Annotated in this window: 15 protein-coding genes; 7 read left to right on the forward strand and 8 right to left on the reverse strand. The window is 73.3% G+C overall.

Going from position 1 to position 16,241, the window contains the following annotated elements:
* Positions 1-34 precede the first annotated feature (34 nt).
* Genes AB0E77_RS27395 through AB0E77_RS27410 form a run of 4 tightly spaced genes read right to left on the reverse strand, consistent with a single transcriptional unit; the run spans position 35 to position 4,061 of the window.
* Positions 35-1,198 carry a CoA transferase gene (locus AB0E77_RS27395; protein WP_361575342.1) on the reverse strand — a complete coding sequence of 388 codons (1,164 nt, stop codon included), beginning with the start codon at positions 1,196-1,198 and terminating at the stop codon, positions 35-37.
* Between the two features lie 60 nt (positions 1,199-1,258).
* A complete protein-coding gene (locus tag AB0E77_RS27400) occupies positions 1,259-1,867 on the reverse strand; it encodes a hypothetical protein (RefSeq protein WP_361575345.1) in 609 nt (202 codons plus the stop codon).
* Positions 1,864-3,321, reverse strand: a complete 1,458-nt coding sequence (locus tag AB0E77_RS27405) for a HAMP domain-containing sensor histidine kinase (RefSeq protein ID WP_361575514.1) — start codon at positions 3,319-3,321, stop codon at positions 1,864-1,866. The genes AB0E77_RS27400 and AB0E77_RS27405 overlap by 4 nt, the downstream gene beginning before the upstream one ends.
* A gap of 50 nt (positions 3,322-3,371) precedes the next feature.
* Positions 3,372-4,061: a response regulator transcription factor gene (locus AB0E77_RS27410; protein ID WP_361575348.1), complete on the reverse strand. Its 690-nt coding sequence runs from the start codon at positions 4,059-4,061 to the stop codon at positions 3,372-3,374.
* A 114-nt stretch (positions 4,062-4,175) separates the two neighbouring features.
* Here AB0E77_RS27410 and AB0E77_RS27415 point away from each other — a divergent pair, with 114 nt between their 5' ends.
* From AB0E77_RS27415 to AB0E77_RS27445, 7 genes are all read left to right on the forward strand, one after another.
* Complete coding sequence (locus tag AB0E77_RS27415) at positions 4,176-5,075, forward strand: DUF3152 domain-containing protein (RefSeq protein WP_361575350.1); 900 nt, start codon at positions 4,176-4,178, stop codon at positions 5,073-5,075.
* A gap of 105 nt (positions 5,076-5,180) precedes the next feature.
* Entirely contained in the window at positions 5,181-5,894 is a 714-nt protein-coding gene (gene nrfD / locus AB0E77_RS27420) for an NrfD/PsrC family molybdoenzyme membrane anchor subunit (RefSeq protein ID WP_361575353.1), read from the forward strand.
* 68 nt (positions 5,895-5,962) lie between these two features.
* Entirely contained in the window at positions 5,963-7,444 is a 1,482-nt protein-coding gene (hpnR, locus tag AB0E77_RS27425; RefSeq protein ID WP_361575355.1) for a hopanoid C-3 methylase HpnR, read from the forward strand.
* 157 nt (positions 7,445-7,601) lie between these two features.
* Positions 7,602-9,917: an FdhF/YdeP family oxidoreductase gene (locus tag AB0E77_RS27430; RefSeq protein ID WP_361575358.1), complete on the forward strand. Its 2,316-nt coding sequence runs from the start codon at positions 7,602-7,604 to the stop codon at positions 9,915-9,917.
* 80 nt (positions 9,918-9,997) lie between these two features.
* Positions 9,998-10,657, forward strand: a complete 660-nt coding sequence (locus AB0E77_RS27435) for a hypothetical protein (protein WP_361575361.1) — start codon at positions 9,998-10,000, stop codon at positions 10,655-10,657.
* A 17-nt stretch (positions 10,658-10,674) separates the two neighbouring features.
* Complete coding sequence (locus AB0E77_RS27440; RefSeq protein WP_361575363.1) at positions 10,675-10,884, forward strand: DUF2945 domain-containing protein; 210 nt, start codon at positions 10,675-10,677, stop codon at positions 10,882-10,884.
* Between the two features lie 31 nt (positions 10,885-10,915).
* The gene (locus AB0E77_RS27445) at positions 10,916-11,200 is read left to right on the forward strand and encodes an MGMT family protein (RefSeq protein WP_361575366.1); all 285 of its coding nucleotides are present in this window, start codon (positions 10,916-10,918) and stop codon (positions 11,198-11,200) included.
* A 27-nt stretch (positions 11,201-11,227) separates the two neighbouring features.
* Here AB0E77_RS27445 and AB0E77_RS27450 read toward each other — a convergent pair whose 3' ends face one another.
* From AB0E77_RS27450 to AB0E77_RS27465, 4 genes are all read right to left on the reverse strand, one after another.
* Positions 11,228-11,686: a hypothetical protein gene (locus AB0E77_RS27450; protein WP_361575369.1), complete on the reverse strand. Its 459-nt coding sequence runs from the start codon at positions 11,684-11,686 to the stop codon at positions 11,228-11,230.
* 13 nt (positions 11,687-11,699) lie between these two features.
* Complete coding sequence (locus AB0E77_RS27455) at positions 11,700-14,066, reverse strand: nitrate reductase (protein WP_361575372.1); 2,367 nt, start codon at positions 14,064-14,066, stop codon at positions 11,700-11,702.
* Positions 14,067-14,127: 61 nt separating this feature from the next.
* Entirely contained in the window at positions 14,128-15,027 is a 900-nt protein-coding gene (locus tag AB0E77_RS27460; RefSeq protein ID WP_361575374.1) for a sucrase ferredoxin, read from the reverse strand.
* Positions 15,028-15,035: 8 nt separating this feature from the next.
* Complete coding sequence (locus tag AB0E77_RS27465; protein ID WP_361575377.1) at positions 15,036-16,241, reverse strand: cupin domain-containing protein; 1,206 nt, start codon at positions 16,239-16,241, stop codon at positions 15,036-15,038.

Raw genomic sequence — 16,241 nt, forward strand, 5'->3', positions numbered from 1 at the left:
CGGACACCAGTCGCAGGGCCACGCCGAGGGCGCGTCAGGCATCGCCCCGCTCGTCGGCGCCGAACACCTCCCCGGTGTGTTCGCCCAGCTCAGGCGGTGCGAGCAGATACTGCGCCGGTGTCGCCGCGAGACGGATCGGGTGGGCCACCTGGCGGGTACCGCCGACGTCCACGACGGCCTCGACGCCCAGCCGTCCGGCGTACTCGAAGGCCTCGTCGAGGGCGTTGACGGGCCCGGCCGGGACTCCGGCGGCGGGCAGGACGCCGGCCCAGTGGTCGGCGGTGCGGGTGCGCAGCAACTCCGTCAGGAGCGGGCGGAGTGCGCCGCGGTGGGCGACGCGGTCGGGGTTGGTGCGGAAGCGTGCGTCGTCGGCGAGTTCCGGCCGTCCCAGCAGCGCGGCCAGCGCGGCGAACTGCCGGTCGTTGCCGACCGCGAGGGCGATCGGGCGGTCGGCGGTGGGGAAGGTCTCGTAGGGGGCGATGCTCGGGTGGGCGTTGCCGAGCCGTCCGGGGACGACGCCGGCGGAGACGTAGCCGGAGGACTGGTTGGCCATGGCCGACAGCAGGGAGCCGAGCAGGCTGACCTCGACGTGCTGTCCCCTGCCGGTCCGCTCCCGGTGGCGCAGCGCGGCGAGGATGCCGACGACGGCGTGCAGTCCGGTGACGACGTCGACGAGGGCGACGCCGGTCTTGAGAGGTTCCCCGTCGGGCTCCCCCGTGACGCTCATCAGCCCGCCCACCGCCTGCACCAGGAGGTCGTAGCCGGGCAGTGCCGCGCCGGCGCCGGCGCCGAAGCCGGTGACGGAGCAGTAGACGAGCCGCGGGTCGGCGGCGAGGAGTTCCTCGGGGCCGAGGCCGAGCTTCTCCATGGTGCCGGGGCGGAAGTTCTCCACCACGACGTCCGAGCGGGCGATCAGTGTCCTGGCGCGTCCGCGTCCCTCGTCGGTGGTCAGGTCGAGGGCGACGGACCGCTTGTTGCGGTTGACGCCCAGGAAGTACGTGGAGGTCCCGTGGGCGTCGGCGGGCGGGAGCCAGGAACGGGTGTCGTCACCGGTGCCGGGCCGCTCGACCTTGACGACCTCGGCGCCCAGGTCGGCGAGGAGCATCGTCGCGTACGGTCCGGCCAGCACGCGGGAGAAGTCCGCGATCCGCACGCCCCGCAGCGCTTGCGTGTCGTCCGTGTGGTCGCTCGTCGGCATGTCCGCTCTCCTCGTCGTCTCCGGTTCCCTCACGCCGGACACGGTGCCACCGGCGGGCGGTCAGCCGGTGGGCGGGGTGTCGGTGGGAACGGTCGCGGGCGGGACGGTGGCGGACGGTGCGGGGCTCGCCATGTCCGGGCAGTCGTCGCCGGACCGTCCGGCCAGCCGTCCGCCGGGCTGTTCCACGGTCACCTGCACGCTGCCCAGTTCCGGGTCCTGGCGCAGCCGGGCGCCGGCGACCGTGCAGGCCAGCTGGTCGACCGCCGTGTCGCTCAGTCCGGCGGCGTCCGGCGGGAGTTCGACGGTGACGGTCGCCCCGTCGGTCCGGATGGTGGGCGCGGCGCCGGCCGGCGGCAGCTCGGTCGTCAGCCCCCGCTCCCGTTCTCCGGGGCCGGGGCCCTTGAACAGCATCAGCACCGTGCCGCCGAGCTCCGCGCCGCCGGACAGCGTGCGGGGCACGGCGACCAGGGAGCCGTCGGAGACGAAGTACAGCGGGACCGTCGTGAACGGCAGGGCCCGCGGCTCCTGCGGCGCCTCGGTGGCGCCCGGCGGTTCGCGGACGCCGGTGGCGGGTTCGCCGGCCTCGACGACTCCGGTGGCGGGGATGTCGCAGGCGGACAGGGCGAGGGCCGCCGTCAGCAGGGCGGGCAGCGTGCGCCGGGCGTTCATGCGCGGTCCTCCTTCTCCGGGTCGGCCGTCCGGTCCTCCGTGCCGTCCTGGCGCAGCGGCAGGACGACCGTGAAGACGGCGCCGCCGTCCGGGTGGCCGGCCGCGCGTACGGTGCCGCCGTGCAGGCGGACGTTCTCCGCGGTGATGGCCAGTCCGAGCCCGCTGCCCTCGCTGCGGACCCGGGCGGTGTCCGACTTGTAGAAGCGGTCGAAGACGTGCGGCAGGACGTCTTCGGGGATGCCGTCGCCGCTGTCGCGGACCTCGACGACCGCCTGGGCGCCCGCTTCGGGGGCGTCGCGTCGGTACAGGCGCAGGTGCACGGGGGGACGGCCGTGCCGGAGGGCGTTCGCGACGAGGTTGGCGACGACGACGTCGAGACGGCGCGGGTCGGCACGGCCGCGCAGGGTGTCCGGTTCCGGGAGGTCGGTCTCCACCGTGTGGGTCCAGCCCCGGGTGGCGAGGGTGCGGCGTACCGATTCGGCGAGGTCGATGTCGTCGAGGTGGAGGGCGGCGGCGCCCGCGTCGAACCGGGAGATCTCCATCAGGTCGTTCACCAGGTCGGCCAGTTTGGTGGTCTCCTCGCTGATGAGGCGCACGGCCGTCGCGGTGTCTTCGTCCAGTCCCGCGGCGTCCTCGTCCAGCACGTCGGTGACCGCCGTCATCGCCGCCAGCGGGGTGCGCAGCTCGTGGGAGACGTCCGCGGCGAAGCGCCGGGCGCCGGCCTCCATGCGCCGCAGTTCGGCGACCGATCCCTCCAGCGCCTCGGCGGTCTCGTTGAAGGTGCGGGAGAGCTCGGCGAGTTCGTCGGTGCCCTGCACGGCGAGCCGGGTGTCGAGGCGGCCCTCGGCGATGCTGCGGGTCGCCCGGCGCAACTCCCGGACCGGGCGCAGCACGCCGCGCGCGGCCAGCAGGGCGAGGACGACGGCCAGGGCGAGGGCGGGCACGGTGGCGCGTTCGATGGCGGTGACCAGGGCGTCGACGTAGCCCTGTTCCTCGTTCTGGGGGACGGTGAGGTAGACCTCGAGCCCGGACGCGGGCTCCGTGGTGGCGTAGGGGCCGGCGAAGGTGACGGGCATGCCGACGACGAGGGAGGAGCGGCCGTCGCCGGTCACCCGCTGGAAGACCGTGGCGCGGCGCGAGCGCACCGACTCGCGCATGCCCCGGGAGAGTTCGCGGAAGGCGTCGCCGGGGACGGAGGTCGCGCTCAGCGTCCGGTAGGCGGCCAGCACCCGCCAGTTCTGGGAGCGTCCGCCGCGGGCCACGTCGGCGGCGAGCGACTCCAGGACGGAACGGTCGGGCGGGAAACGGTAGTTGGGCACCAGGGTGTTGACCCGGTCCCGGAAGTCCTCGATCACCGTGTCCTGGCTCTGCTGGAGGATGCCGGTGCGTGCCTCGCGGAAGGTCAGCGCGCCCGTGGTCACCGTGGCCGCGGCGGCGACGAAGGCGAAGGCCATCACCAGGCGCACCCGCAGCCCGCCCAGGGCGCGCAGCAGCTTCACCGCCCTCACCGGGGTCCGAAGCGGTAGCCGAAGCCGCGCACGGTGTGGATGTGCCGCGGCCGGTCCGCGGGCTCGCCGATCTTGGACCGGAGCCGTTTGACACAGGCGTCCACGAGCCGTGCGTCCCCGTGGTAGTTGTGCTCCCACACGGCTTCCAGCAGCTGCTGGCGGCTGAACACCTGGCCGGGCGAGGCGGACAGGGTGAGCAGCAGCCGCAGTTCGGACGGCGCGAGGGCGACGGGCCGCCCCTGGTGGGTGACGGTGAGTCCGGCGCGGTCGATGGTCAGGTCGCCGTGCTGCTCGGTGCGCGGGCCGCCGTGGTCGTCGGGCGGGCCGCCGGCGCGGCGCAGCACCGCCCGGATGCGTGCGTCCAGGACGCGGGCGCGGACGGGCTTGACCACGTAGTCGTCCGCTCCGGCCTCGAGGCCGACGACGACGTCGGTGTCGTCGCCGCGCGCGGTGGCCATGATGATGGGCACCTGGTCGTGGTCGCGGATGCGGCGGCACACCTCCAGTCCGGACATGCCGGGCAGCATCAGGTCGAGGACGACGGCGTCGGGCCGGAACGACCGCAGTTCGCGCAGTCCGTCCTCGCCGGTCGCGGCGGCTGCGACCTCGTGTCCCTGGCGGCGCAGGGCGAGGCGGACGCCCTCCCGGACGGCGCGGTCGTCTTCGATGATCAGGACCCGTGGCATGGGTCTCAGTATGCGTCGGGGCGAACGGGTGTTCGCGCACGGGTGGGCGGCTGTTACAGGACGGTCCACAAGCGGTCCAGCGGCGATCACACGGCGCGGCCACGCTGCCTGATCATGAACGCGCACCGATCGACGCCCTCACCGTCCGCCGGCCCGGACCGCCGGAGCCGGGGCGGGAGACGGGCCCGCCGCGGCCGGGGCCGGCGGGCACCGGCCCTGTGGGCGGGCCTCATGGCCGCCGTCGTGCTGCTCGCCGGAGGGCTGGCCGTGCGGGAGAGCACCTCCGCCTCAGGCCCTCCGGCCGGCGCCGCGGGTCCCGTCACGACGGTGGAGCCCCGGCCCTCCTCCCCGGCCGGAGGGCCCGCGACGCCGGGCGCCACGGCTGAGGACCAGCCCGAGGACGAGCCGGCGGCCGCGCCGGACGGCTCGGGCGGCACCGCCTCGATCCCGGATTCGGGTCCGGGGACGTTCACCACGGCCGCGGGCGGCGGCGACCGGGTGGGCGGGAGCGGACGCACGCTGGCCTATGTCGTCCAGGTCGAGGACGGCATCGGGCTGCGGGCGCGGGACGTCGCCGCCGAGGTCGAGCGGATCCTCGCGGACGACCGGGGCTGGACGGCCGACGGCGAGGTGGGGTTCCGCCGGGTGTCCGGCGGCGCGGCCGATTTCCGGGTGCGGCTCGCCACGGCGGGCACGGTGGACGACATCTGCGGACAGTACGGCCTGGACACGGGCGGCGAGGTCAACTGCAACGTCGGCCAGGACGTCATGGTCAACCTCAAGCGGTGGCTGCTGGCCACGCGGTACTACGCCGGCGACGTCACCGCGTACCGGGCGCTGATCATCAACCACGAGGTCGGGCACTTCCTGGGCCACGGTCACGAGGGGTGCCCGGGAGCGGGGCGGCCGGCGCCGGTGATGATGCAGCAGATCAAGGGACTGCACGGCTGCACCACCAACGTCTGGCCCTACGACGAGGACGGCAGGCGGATCACCGGCCCCGGCGTCGCCTGACCGGGGTGGTCACCACCCGGGACCTGCCCTCGATGTGGCGGCACGCGGCGGTGGCCGCCGTCTCGCTCGCCGCGCTGGCCGCCGCCGGATTCGCCAGGAGGCCCCATGACCGGCTCGGAGGTCACCCGCGACGCCGTCCCGGGCGCCCGCCCCGGACGCGAGGCCCCGACGGGGGCGCACGCCGGACGCCGCCGGCGCCGGCGGCGTCCGGGGCGAGCAACCGATGGCGCCGGACGCCGAGTCTCCTCGTACTACGGCAGGCCGGTGCTGAACAAGCCGCGCTGGGCGGCCCCCGACATCGCGGGCAACCTCTGGCCGGGCGGGCTCGCGGGCGCCTCCTCGCTGCTGGCGGCGGGCGCGCACGCCACGGGGCATGCAGGGCCGGCCCGGACGGCGAAGCTGGGCGCGGCGGGCGCCGTCTCGCTGTCGCTGGGCGGGCTGGTGCACGACCTGGGCCGGCCCTCCCGGTTCCTCAACATGCTGCGCGTCTTCAAACCCACCTCGCCGATGAACGTGGGCTCGTGGCTGCTGGCCGGTCACGCCCCGCTCACCGTGGCCGCCGCGGCGGCCGCCGCGAGCGGCCGTCACCGGTCGGCCGGGGCCGCCGCCACCGTCCTCCAGTGCCCCCCCGCGGGTGTCTCGACACGCCGGGATCCTTCCGGCGCCCCCCTTCGGTGGCCGGGCGGACGGCGGCCGAGTCGGCGCCCCGAGGCGGGCCGGGCCGTGGACCCGGCGTGCGGTCGGTCCGGCCGGGTGCCGTTCCGCCGCCGGGCCACCGGACGGCGGTACGGGCGTGCGGGGCCGGGGCGGGCGGGTTAGGAAGGAGAGGTCGTGCCCGTCCGGTTCCCCTCCGTTCCGGTTCGCCCAGCCCCCGCGACGAGGTGACCATGCGCGTGCTGCTCGTCCACCCCAGCGCCCTGATGTACTCGGAGATCTTCCTGCGGCTGGAGCCCCTCGGCCTGGAACGGGTGGCCGGCGCCGCCCGCGAGGCGGGGCACGAGGTCCGGGTCGTGGACCTCCAGGTGCTCCCGGTCGCGCGGCTGCGCGACGAGGTCCGCTCGTTCCGCCCGCAGGCCGTCGGCTTCTCGCTGAACTACCTGGCGAACATCCCCGAGGCGATCGGCCTGGCCGGGAAGATCAAGCGGGAGGTCCCGGACTGCTTCGTCTTCTTCGGCGGGCACAGCGTCTCCTTCGTCGCCGAGGACGTGCTCGCCCAGGCGGCCGGAGCGGTGGACGCGGTGGTCCGGGGCGAGGGCGAACCAGCCATGGCGCCCCTGCTGGAGGCGGTGCGCGACGGCGGGGTGGACGGCGTCCCCGGCATCATCACCGCCGCCGGGCGGGGGCCGGCGCCGCTGATGATGCACGGCATCGACTCCCCGCTCCCGGCCCGCGACCTGATGCGCAACCGCCGCCGCTACTTCATCGGCGAACTGGACCCGTGCGCCTCCATCGAGTTCACCCGCGGCTGCCCCTGGGACTGCTCGTTCTGCTCCGCCTGGACCTTCTACGGCCGCAGCTACCGCAAGGCCTCCCCCGAGGCGGCGGCCGAGGACCTGGCGCGGATCCGGGAACCCAACGTCTTCATCGTCGACGACGTGGCCTTCATCAAGCCCGACCACGGCAACGCCATCGCGGCCGAGGTGGAGCGGCGCGGCATCCGCAAGCAGTACTACCTGGAGACGCGCAGCGACGTGCTGCTGCGCCACCCCGAGGTCTTCGAACGGTGGGCGCGGCTGGGGCTGCGCTACATGTTCCTGGGCATGGAGGCCATCGACGCGGAGGGGCTGGACCTGTTCCGCAAGCGGATCAGCCCGGACGAGAACATCCGCGCCCTGGAGACGGCCCGCCGCATGGGCATCCAGGTCGCCATCAACCTGATCGTCGACCCGGCGTGGGACGAGGAGCGCTTCCGGATCGTCCGGGAGTTCGCGCTCTCGGTGCCGGAGATCGTCCACTTCACGGTGATGACCCCGTACCCGGGCACGGAGATCTGGCACACGGAGTCGCGCCGGCTCACCACCCGCGACTACCGCCTCTTCGACATCCAGCACGCCGTGGTCCCGACCGCGCTGCCCCTGGAGCGCTTCTACGAGGAGCTGGTGCGCACCCAGGCAGTGATCAACCGCAAGCACCTGGGCCTGCGCACCGCCTTCGGCGCGGCCCGCGTCCTCGGCCGCAACCTGCTGCACGGGCAGACCAACTTCGCCCGCATGCTGTGGAAGTTCAACCAGGTCTACAACCCCCGCCGGCAACTGGCCGACCACACCCGCCCGGTGCGCTACGAGCTTCCCCTGCCACAGCCGGTCGACGTCGGCGACCGGCGCCGCCTGTACGTCCACACGCGGGAGGGGACGACCGCGCGGGACTGATAAGCGCCTCTTATCGCCTCATCGAAATGACCTCTTTGACAGTTTCCGGGCGGAGATGAAAGCTGCTTCCGCGCACAGCGAGTGCATGCGGTGCGGGGAACCCCCGGAGACGGGACCGGCCCCGCGCAGGGGCCACCACGGAAGAGGCATAGCGAACATGAGCGGCATCGAGGACCCCGACGACGACCTTCGCGTCACCCCGCCCAAGACCTGGGCGACCGGGGTGCCCGCGGTGACCCACGCGCTGGAGTACTCCCTGGGGCAGACGTCGGTGCGCCGCACCGCCCTGACGCTGCTGAACATCAACCAGGCCGAGGGCATCGACTGCCCGGGCTGCGCCTGGCCCGAACCCGCGCCGGGCAAGCGGCACATGAACGAGTACTGCGAGAACGGCGCGAAGCACATCAACGACGAGGCCACCTCGCGGCGCGTCACCCGGGACTTCTTCCGCCGGTACTCGGTCGCCGAGCTGGACGCGAAGTCGGACTACTGGCTCAACCAGCAGGGGCGGCTCACCGAGCCCATGGTGAAGCGGCCCGGCGCGACGCACTACGAGCCCATCGGATGGGACGAGGCGTTCGGCCTCGTCGCCCGGGAGCTCCAGGGACTGGACTCCCCGGACGAGGCCCTCTTCTACGTCTCGGGCCGGCTGAACAACGAGGCGGCCTTCCTGCTCCAGCTCTTCGCCCGCGCGTACGGCACCAACAACCTGCCCGACTGCTCCAACATGTGCCACGAGTCCAGCGGATCCGCCATGACGGAGACCCTGGGCACCGGCAAGGGCACCGTCACGCTGGACGACATCCACCACTCCGACCTGGTCTTCGTCGTCGGGCAGAACCCTGGCACCAATCACCCGCGGATGCTCTCCGCCCTCGAGGAGACCAAGCGCAACGGCGGACAGGTGGTCGCCGTCAACACCCTGCCGGAGGCGGGGCTGCTGCGCTTCAAGCACCCGCAGCGCCCGCGCGGCGTGATCGGACGCGGCACACAGATCGCCGACCAGTTCCTGCACATCCGGGCCGGCGGCGACCTCGCCCTCTTCCAGGCCCTCAACCGGCTGCTGCTGGAGGCCGAGGACGCCGCTCCGGGCACCGTGCTCGACCACCGCTTCATCCGGAACCACACGACCGGCTTCGAGGAATTCGCCGTCCACACGCGGAAGTCCACGTGGGAGGACACTCTCGGGGCGACCGGGCTGTCCCGCGAGGAGATCGAGGGCGTCGTCGACCGGGTCCTCGCGAGCCGGAGCGTCGTCGTGTGCTGGGCGATGGGCCTGACCCAGCACAAGCACGGGGTGCCCTCCATCCGTGAGGTCATCAACTTCCTGATGCTCCGCGGCAATCTCGGCCGTCCGGGCGCCGGCGCGTGTCCCGTGCGCGGCCACAGCAATGTGCAGGGCGACCGCACCATGGGGGTGTGGGAGAGGATGCCGAAGGCGTTCCTGGACTCTCTGGAGCGGGAGTTCGGCTTCACCCCGCCCGCGCATCACGGTGTGGACGCGGTCGACGGCATCCGGGCCATGCGCGAGGGCCGGGCCAAGGTGTTCCTCGGTGTCGCCGGCAACTTCGTCCGGGCGGCGCCCGACAGCACGCTCACCGAGGCGGCCATGCGCGGCTGCCGGCTCACCGCGCACATATCCACCAAGCTCAACCGCTCGCACACCGTGTGCGGCGACACGGCCCTCATCCTGCCGACCCTCGGCCGCAGCGACCGCGACGTCCAGGCGACCGGTGAGCAGTTCATCACCGTCGAGGACTCGATGAGCGAGGTGCACGCCTCCCGGGGGAAGCTGCCGCCGGCCTCTCCGCACCTGCTCAGCGAGGTGGCGATCGTCAGCCGGCTGGCCCGCAGGACCCTCGGCGGCACCCCGCCGCTGCCGTGGGAGGAGTTCGAGGCGGACTACGGCACGATCCGCGACCGGATCTCCCGGGTCGTGCCGGGCTTCGAGGACTTCAACGCCCGTGTGGCCCGGCCCGGGGGTTTCCGGCTGCTCAACCCCGTCGACGAGAGGGTCTTCCCGACGCCCAGCGGCAAGGCCGTCTTCACCTGCAACGAGTTCACCACGCCGCACGTCCCGGAGGGCCACCTGCTCCTGCAGACCCTGCGTTCGCACGACCAGTGGAACACCGTTCCCTATGCTCCGAACGACCGCTACCGGGGCATCCACAACGCCCGCAGGGTCGTGCTGGTCAACCCGGACGACCTCGACGCCCTCGGCCTCGCCGACCGCGACGAGGTGGACCTGGTCGGCGTCTGGCACGACGGGACGGAGCGCCGCGCCGACGGCTTCCGGGTCGTCGCCTACCCCACCAGCCGCGGTTCCGCCGCCTCGTACTACCCCGAGACCAATGTGCTGGTCCCGCTGGACAGCGTCGCAGACATCAGCAACTGTCCCACCTCCAAGGGCGTCGTGGTCCGCCTGGAGCCCGTCCGCCCGGCCGACGACACCCCGTACGCGGGCACTGCCTAGTCCACATGGTCCTGCCGGCGCGCGCCCGGCCGAGCGGGACGTCAGGGTGTGGGAGGCACGCCGAGGACTGGGAGGAAGCCGTGAGGGAGAAGCCGCTGAGCAAGGTCGGCGACGAGCTGCTGCGCATCCGGCGTGACGTGTCGCACGCCGTGGCGGGGACGTCCGCACCCGCCGGTTTCGGCGTGGACCAGGGGCTGGTCACCGCCTTCGAGGCCGGAACACTCCCCCCGGCGGGACAGGAGGAGCTGGCGCGGCAGGTGGCACGGCAGCTTCCGGCCCACTGGTCCCAGTCGAACACGCTCGCCGAGGCCATGACCCGCTTCATCGACCACCTCGGCGGGCGGCGCGAGCTCATCACCTGGCTGGACGGGTACCCCGGCCTGCCGCGCCTGACGGCACGGCTGTACGTCCTGATGGGACTCCTCGACCGGTACAGCGAGGACCCGGCCGTCGTCACGGCCCTGCGCGAGTACCGGGAGCGGGACCCGTACCCGGCGGGTCTGCGGGACCACCTGGTACCGGAGACCGACGACGAGACCCTGGCCGGTCTGTCCTTCGCCGTCGAGGAACTGCTCGGTGACGGGCAGCAGGAGAAGGCGGTCGGCCTCGCTCTGGCGACGACGGACTGCCTGCGGCAGGTGGCGCCGCGTGCGGCGGAGCTCGACCCCGCGACCGCCGACATGGGCGAGGTCATGGAGCACACCCACCAGGACCTCCAAGAGGCCGCCGCCGAGGGCTGAACCAGAGAGGATTCCGCATGGCAGACGACTTTTCCGTGGGAGACCACGTGCGCTGGAACTCCGAGGCCGGGTACGTCGAAGGCGTCATCATCAAGAAGCACACGCATGATGTGGAGTTCAAGGGCTATACGCGTCACTGCTCCGAGGACGACCCGCAGTACGAGATCAAGAGCGACAGGACCGACCACATCGCCATGCACAAGGGCGCGGCACTGACCAAGGTGTAGGCGCCGGTGGCCGCCCGACCCGGAGGTGCCCGTGACCTACGTCGACGACGTCCGGGAAGCAGTGTGCTCGATCCCCGCGGGTGCCGTCGCCTCCTACGGTGATGTCGGTCGGCGGGTCGGTGCCGGTGCGCGCCAGGTCGGGCGGGCCATGAGTCTGCTGGACGAGAACGTGCCCTGGTGGCGGGTCGTGTACGCGGACGGCACGCCGCCCTCCTGCCACGGAGGGCGGGCGCCCGCCCTCCTGCGTGACGAGGGGACGCCGATGCGCGGGGCGCGCGTGGACATGGCCCGTGCCCGCCACCACTGGACGGTGTGAGCCCCGTCGGCGCTTCCCCGTCCGGGGTCAGGTGGCCACGAGCAGCGTCTGGGGGGCGGCGGACTTCATGCGCATGCGCAGCCAGTCGAGTTGGGCAGTGGTCTCGGCCGAGCAGGTGCCGGCGGCCCGGAGGAGTTCGTGGTCGCGCAGGGCGCTGCCCGCCTGGGTGACGAGGTGCCAGGTGATGTCGACGAGGTTGACGAGCTGGTACAGGTCCAGCAGGTCGCGCAGGAGCCCCGCGGGTCCCGGCCGGACGGTGGTGATGCCCTGGACGTGGAGGCGTTCGGGTACGGGCTCGTCGGGAGCGTCGAGGCGGGCCAGGACGGGGCCGAGCGCCTCGCTGTGGGCGGCGCACTGACGGGCGAAGCGGGCGGCGGCCCAGTGGACGTCCGCGTCCGCCGTGTGGCCCTCGGAGACGACCGTGAAGCTGCTGCCCAGGGTGGCTTCGCTGGTGTGCTGGAAGTCCAGGTAGGTCACGAGATGCATGGTGTGGTGCCCTTCAGTCGCGGACCGCGTCGAGGGGGCGGACCGGCGCGGAGGCCGTGTGGACGGGCGCCGGTGCGGGCCCGTCCCCGGCCGCGATCCGTTCGACCGATACGGCGGCGACCTTGAGCTCCGGTTGTTTGGAGACGGGGTCCCAGCCGGTGAGGGTGAGTTCGTTGGCGGCGGTGCCGCTGTCGCCGTAGTGCCACGGTGCGAAGACGACGCCTTCCCGGATGTGCGAGATGCGGGCCGGTGCCTCGATGCTGCCCCTGCGGGAGGTGACGCGTACGAGGTCGCCTTCGGCGACGCCGAGCCGTTCGGCGTCGGGTTCGGAGAGCTCGACCCACATGGAGGGGGCGGCGGCGTCGAGCTGCCGGCTGCGGCGGGTCTTGGTCCGGGTGTGCCAGTGGTAGACGGTACGGCCGGTGGTCAGCCGCAGGGGGTACGTGTCGTCGGGTTCCTCGAAGGCGTGCTCGTAGGCGGCCGTCTTCAGGATGGCGCGGCCGTCGACGCGGCGCGCCCGGTAGGCGGTCTCGCCGACCGGTGCGCCGGTGGCCAGGTCGTGGCCGTAGGTCTCGCACATGTCTGCGTCGGTGTTGAACACGCCGTCGGTGTAGAGCCGTTCGGTGCCCTCGGGTGCCTGCTCGGTGCAGGGCCACTGGATGCCGCCGACGTCGTGCAGCTTCCGGTAGGTCAGCCCGCTGTAGTCGCAGGGGCGTCCGGCGCTCGCCGCCTTCCACGCCTCGAAGGCCTCTTCCGGGGTGTCCCAGGCCGGCAGTGGGCGGCCGTCCTTGTCGGTCAGGCCGAGGCGACGGGCGTAGTCGGTGAAGACGGCCTGGTCGCCCCGGGCCAGACCGGGTGGCTCGACGGCCTTCTCCTGGAGGTGGACGGTGCGGTCGACGTTGGTGAACGTGCCGGTCTTCTCCGCCCACAGCGCCGCGGGCAGCACCACGTCGGCGAGTTCGGTGGTCTCGTTGCGGTATCCGTCGGAGACCACGACGAAGCACTGGTCGCCGGAGAGGATCCGGCGGATCCGGGCGAGGTCCGGCATCGACACCGCCGGGTTGGTGCCCGCGATCCACAGGAAGCCGACGGAGCCCTGCTCGGCGTAGCGGAAGATCTCGTTGGTGTTGGTGGGAGGCGACCAGTGCGGAATGGTCATGGGGTCGACGTTCCACAGTTCGGCCAGCTCGCGCACGTGCTCGGGGTTGTCCCAGTTGCGGAAGCCGGGGAGCGCGGGGCCGCACCCGGCCTCGCGGTTGTTCTCCGCGGAGGGCTGGCCGTTCATCTGGAGGACGCCGGCTCCGGGGCGGCCGAGCATGCCGCGCAGCAGGTGCAGGTTGTTGACCTGGCAGGAGGCGGCGGTGGCCTGGTGGGACTGGTAGAAGCCCATCGAACAGGTCGAGACCACCCGTTCGCTCGTGCCGAAGATCTCGGCGGCGGCACGGATGTCGTCGGCGGGGACGCCGCAGATACCGGCGGCCCACTCCGGTGTCGCCGGGCGGGTCAGTTCGTCGAGCTGTTCGAAACCGACCGTGTGGGCGTCGACGTAGTCACGGTCCACCCAGCCGTGGGCGATCAGCTCGTGGACCAGGGCGTTCATCAGAGCGAGGTTGGTGCCGTTGCGGATCGGCAGATGGACGGTCGCCCGTTCGGCGACCTTGGTCCGCCGCGGGTCGACGCAGACCAGCCGCGGCGGGCCGGCGGCGTCCAGCCGGTCGAGCATCCGGGCCCACAGCACGCTCTGGGTCTCGGCGACGTTGTGCCCGAACAGGAACAGCGCGTCGCAGCTGTCGACGTCGGAGTAGGAGCCGGGCTGCCCGTCCGAGCCGAAGCTCTCCTGGAAGGCGGAGGCCGCTGTGGCCGTGCACAGACGGGTGTTGCCGTCCATGTGCGGGGTGCCGATGCCCGCTTTGCCGATCACGGCCAGCGTGTAGTACTCCTCGATGGTCAGCTGGCCGGAGGTGTAGAACGCGTGGCTGAGCGGGCCCTTGCTGTCCAGCAGGGCACGTGAGCGCTCGACCACCCGGGTCATGGCGGTCTCCCAGTCGGTCTCGACCAGCCGCCCGCCCTCGCGGATCAGCGGCGTGGTGAGCCGGTCGTGCTGCTCGCCCTGCCACCCGTAGAGCCCCTTGGGTCCCAGGCGTCCGTGGTTGATCCGGTCCTCGGCGCGTCCGCGGACGCCCACCATGCGGCCGTCCCGGACGGCCACCTCCAGGCCGCAGCCGTTGGAGCACAGCAGGCACGCGCCGCGCACCCAGGTGTCGACGTCGGCGTCGGTCAGGCCGTCGGCCAGGAACTGGTCCACGCGACGGGGCCACGGCGACCCCGCCGTGTACGGGGTGCTCGGTCCCCAGATGTCCGCGATACGGTCGTTGTCCATGATGCTCCAGCCTGCGACACCGTGGTGCGTACCGCATCTCGGGTGCCGGACGCGCGACGGTTCACCCCGGACGGACCGAGGTGACCTCGTAGACCACGGCCGAACTCCGCGCCGCCCCGCGGCACGTCAGCCGGGTGGCCGGCGTGCGGTACGCCCGTACCTCGACGTCGAACGACGCGTCCCGGGGCGGGCGGCCCGCGACGCGGATCCGCCAGCGGTCGCCGTCCCGGGTCGTCCCGGTGACCGCGTAGTCGTGCCGGCCCGCGGGCCCCGCGCGTCCGAGCACGGCCGCGACTGCGGCTTGCTGCGGGGGGAACAGGTCCGTGTACCCGCGCAGGTGCTCGGCGCGGATCCGCCCGGCCAGATGCGCGTCGATGGCCGCGACGGACGACCTGGCGTCCAGGCCGCCGTAGTAGACGCCGTCGGGCGCGACGACGACGTTCGCGGCGAACCGGTCGCCGCCGACGTGCGCGCACTCCCACACCAGGTCCGGCCAGCGCTCGCTCAGCGCACGCGCCACGGGCCGTCCGCGCATCGCGCAGCACGGGTCGTGCTGACCGTGCGCGCACACGAGGACGACGGGCGGCAGGCCGGCGTCTCCCGGGGCGTCGAGGGCGTCCACGATCCCGACCAGGTCCGTGTCCGCGTTCCACGTGCCCCAGTGCTGTCGGTGGACCCCGGAACCGTCGTAGCGCAGTACGGCCCAGCGCGGGGCGGGCCCCGACGGAGCCCGGCGGCCGTGCCGCCTCACCAGGAGCACCCGCGCCCGCACGGCCTGGGCGGCGCGGTAGACGCGTGCCTTGACGGCGGGGTCCAGGTCGAGGCCGTCGAACCCGTTGGAGGGCCAGCCTCCCCGGTGCTCGACGAGGACCCAGACGTCGCCGTACGGCGCCGTACCCGCGATCGGGTCGCCGCGGACGCGGGCGGCGTCGGAGCAGAAGAAGGGGCCCGACCCTGCCACCGGGGACCTCACGGTGCGGCGGGCACCACGACGCCGGCCCGCAGCAGCCGTCCGGCGAGCCCCAGGCCGAGCTCGCCGGACCTGTGTGGTTTCCCGTCCAGGACGAGAGCGACGGACGCCAGTTCGTCCTGGGCGAAGTCCAGCCAGCCGACGCGGGTGAGCAGGCGCCGGCCCTCCAGCCGCGCCTCCAGCCCGTCGCGGAGCCGTACCTCCGAGCCGGGACCGAGCCCGTCGACGGCGTCGAGCTGGGCGAGCGGTCCCAGCGGCGCCGGCCGTCCCTGTCCGCGCCGGGCCCGGTGGAACAGCGGCGCGGGGTCCGCCTCGGCGACGGCGGCGGCGAGGAGGTCCCGGACGGTGCCGATCTCGTCGTCCGGCTCCCCGATCCCCAGCGGCAGGGTGGTGCGCATGCGGGGGTCGTCGCGCAGCGCCGCGAGGGCCGACCGTGCGAGGTGTTCGGCGAGCGCGTACCGGGTCCAGGTGTGGACGCCCAGCGTCAGATGGATCGAGACCGTGCCCTGCGCCCGGGCGGAGTGCAGCCACCCGCGCGGCAGGTAGAGGGTGTCGCCGGGCTCGAGCACCGTGTCGATGCGGGCCTCGCCCCGCGCCGCCTCGGCGACGGCGGAGCGGCGGTCGGTCCAGGGCTGGTCGCGCAGCGGGTCGGGGTGCACCGGCTCGTGGACGAGCCAGCGTTTGGTGCCCTCGATCTGTAGGACGAAGACGTCGTGGACGTCGTAGTGGTCGTCGAACCCGCGGTTCTGCGGCGGGGTGACGTAGGCGTTGGCCTGCACGGGGTGGCCGAGTTCCGCCGCGAGCGCGGCGACGAAGCCGCCGACCGGCTCCCACGTGCGGTGGAGGGCCTGCAGTACGAGGGTGGCGCCGTCGGCGAAGGCACGCCACACGGCGGTGTCGTCGAGCTGGTCGGAGATGGTGGCTCCGACGCCGGCGGACGCGGTGAACGACGCGTCGGGAAGGGTGGAACCGTCCTTCGCCATGCGGAGGAACGGCGTACGCAGTCCGCGGCGCGCGACGAGTTCGTCCACGGCGCCGGCGGAGAACAGGTCGGAGAAGTCGTCCGCTCGCCGTGTGTGCAGGGCCGTCCGCGCCCAGACGTCACGGGCGAATGCGTCCCGGCCCAGGTCGGTCAGGCGGTTCAGCGCCCCGGCGTCCGCTGTCGCGGGGCCGCGGCGCTGAGATCCGCACGGGGAGGTACTCAA

Origin of the sequence: Streptomyces sp. NPDC032940 (assembly GCF_040636935.1) — a bacterium.
Lineage (GTDB): Bacteria > Actinomycetota > Actinomycetes > Streptomycetales > Streptomycetaceae > Streptomyces.

What these genes read in the sequence shown, in the direction of transcription:
- AB0E77_RS27395 (WP_361575342.1), bottom strand. Translation starts at nt 1,198, where the DNA reads ATGCCGACGAGCGACCACACGGACGACACGCAAGCGCTGCGGGGCGTG.
- AB0E77_RS27400 (WP_361575345.1), bottom strand. Translation starts at nt 1,867, where the DNA reads ATGAACGCCCGGCGCACGCTGCCCGCCCTGCTGACGGCGGCCCTCGCC.
- AB0E77_RS27405 (WP_361575514.1), bottom strand. Translation starts at nt 3,321, where the DNA reads ATGGCCTTCGCCTTCGTCGCCGCCGCGGCCACGGTGACCACGGGCGCG.
- AB0E77_RS27410 (WP_361575348.1), bottom strand. Translation starts at nt 4,061, where the DNA reads ATGCCACGGGTCCTGATCATCGAAGACGACCGCGCCGTCCGGGAGGGC.
- AB0E77_RS27415 (WP_361575350.1), top strand. Translation starts at nt 4,176, where the DNA reads ATGAACGCGCACCGATCGACGCCCTCACCGTCCGCCGGCCCGGACCGC.
- nrfD (WP_361575353.1), top strand. Translation starts at nt 5,181, where the DNA reads ATGACCGGCTCGGAGGTCACCCGCGACGCCGTCCCGGGCGCCCGCCCC.
- hpnR (WP_361575355.1), top strand. Translation starts at nt 5,963, where the DNA reads ATGCGCGTGCTGCTCGTCCACCCCAGCGCCCTGATGTACTCGGAGATC.
- AB0E77_RS27430 (WP_361575358.1), top strand. Translation starts at nt 7,602, where the DNA reads ATGAGCGGCATCGAGGACCCCGACGACGACCTTCGCGTCACCCCGCCC.
- AB0E77_RS27440 (WP_361575363.1), top strand. Translation starts at nt 10,675, where the DNA reads ATGGCAGACGACTTTTCCGTGGGAGACCACGTGCGCTGGAACTCCGAG.
- AB0E77_RS27450 (WP_361575369.1), bottom strand. Translation starts at nt 11,686, where the DNA reads ATGCATCTCGTGACCTACCTGGACTTCCAGCACACCAGCGAAGCCACC.
- AB0E77_RS27455 (WP_361575372.1), bottom strand. Translation starts at nt 14,066, where the DNA reads ATGGACAACGACCGTATCGCGGACATCTGGGGACCGAGCACCCCGTAC.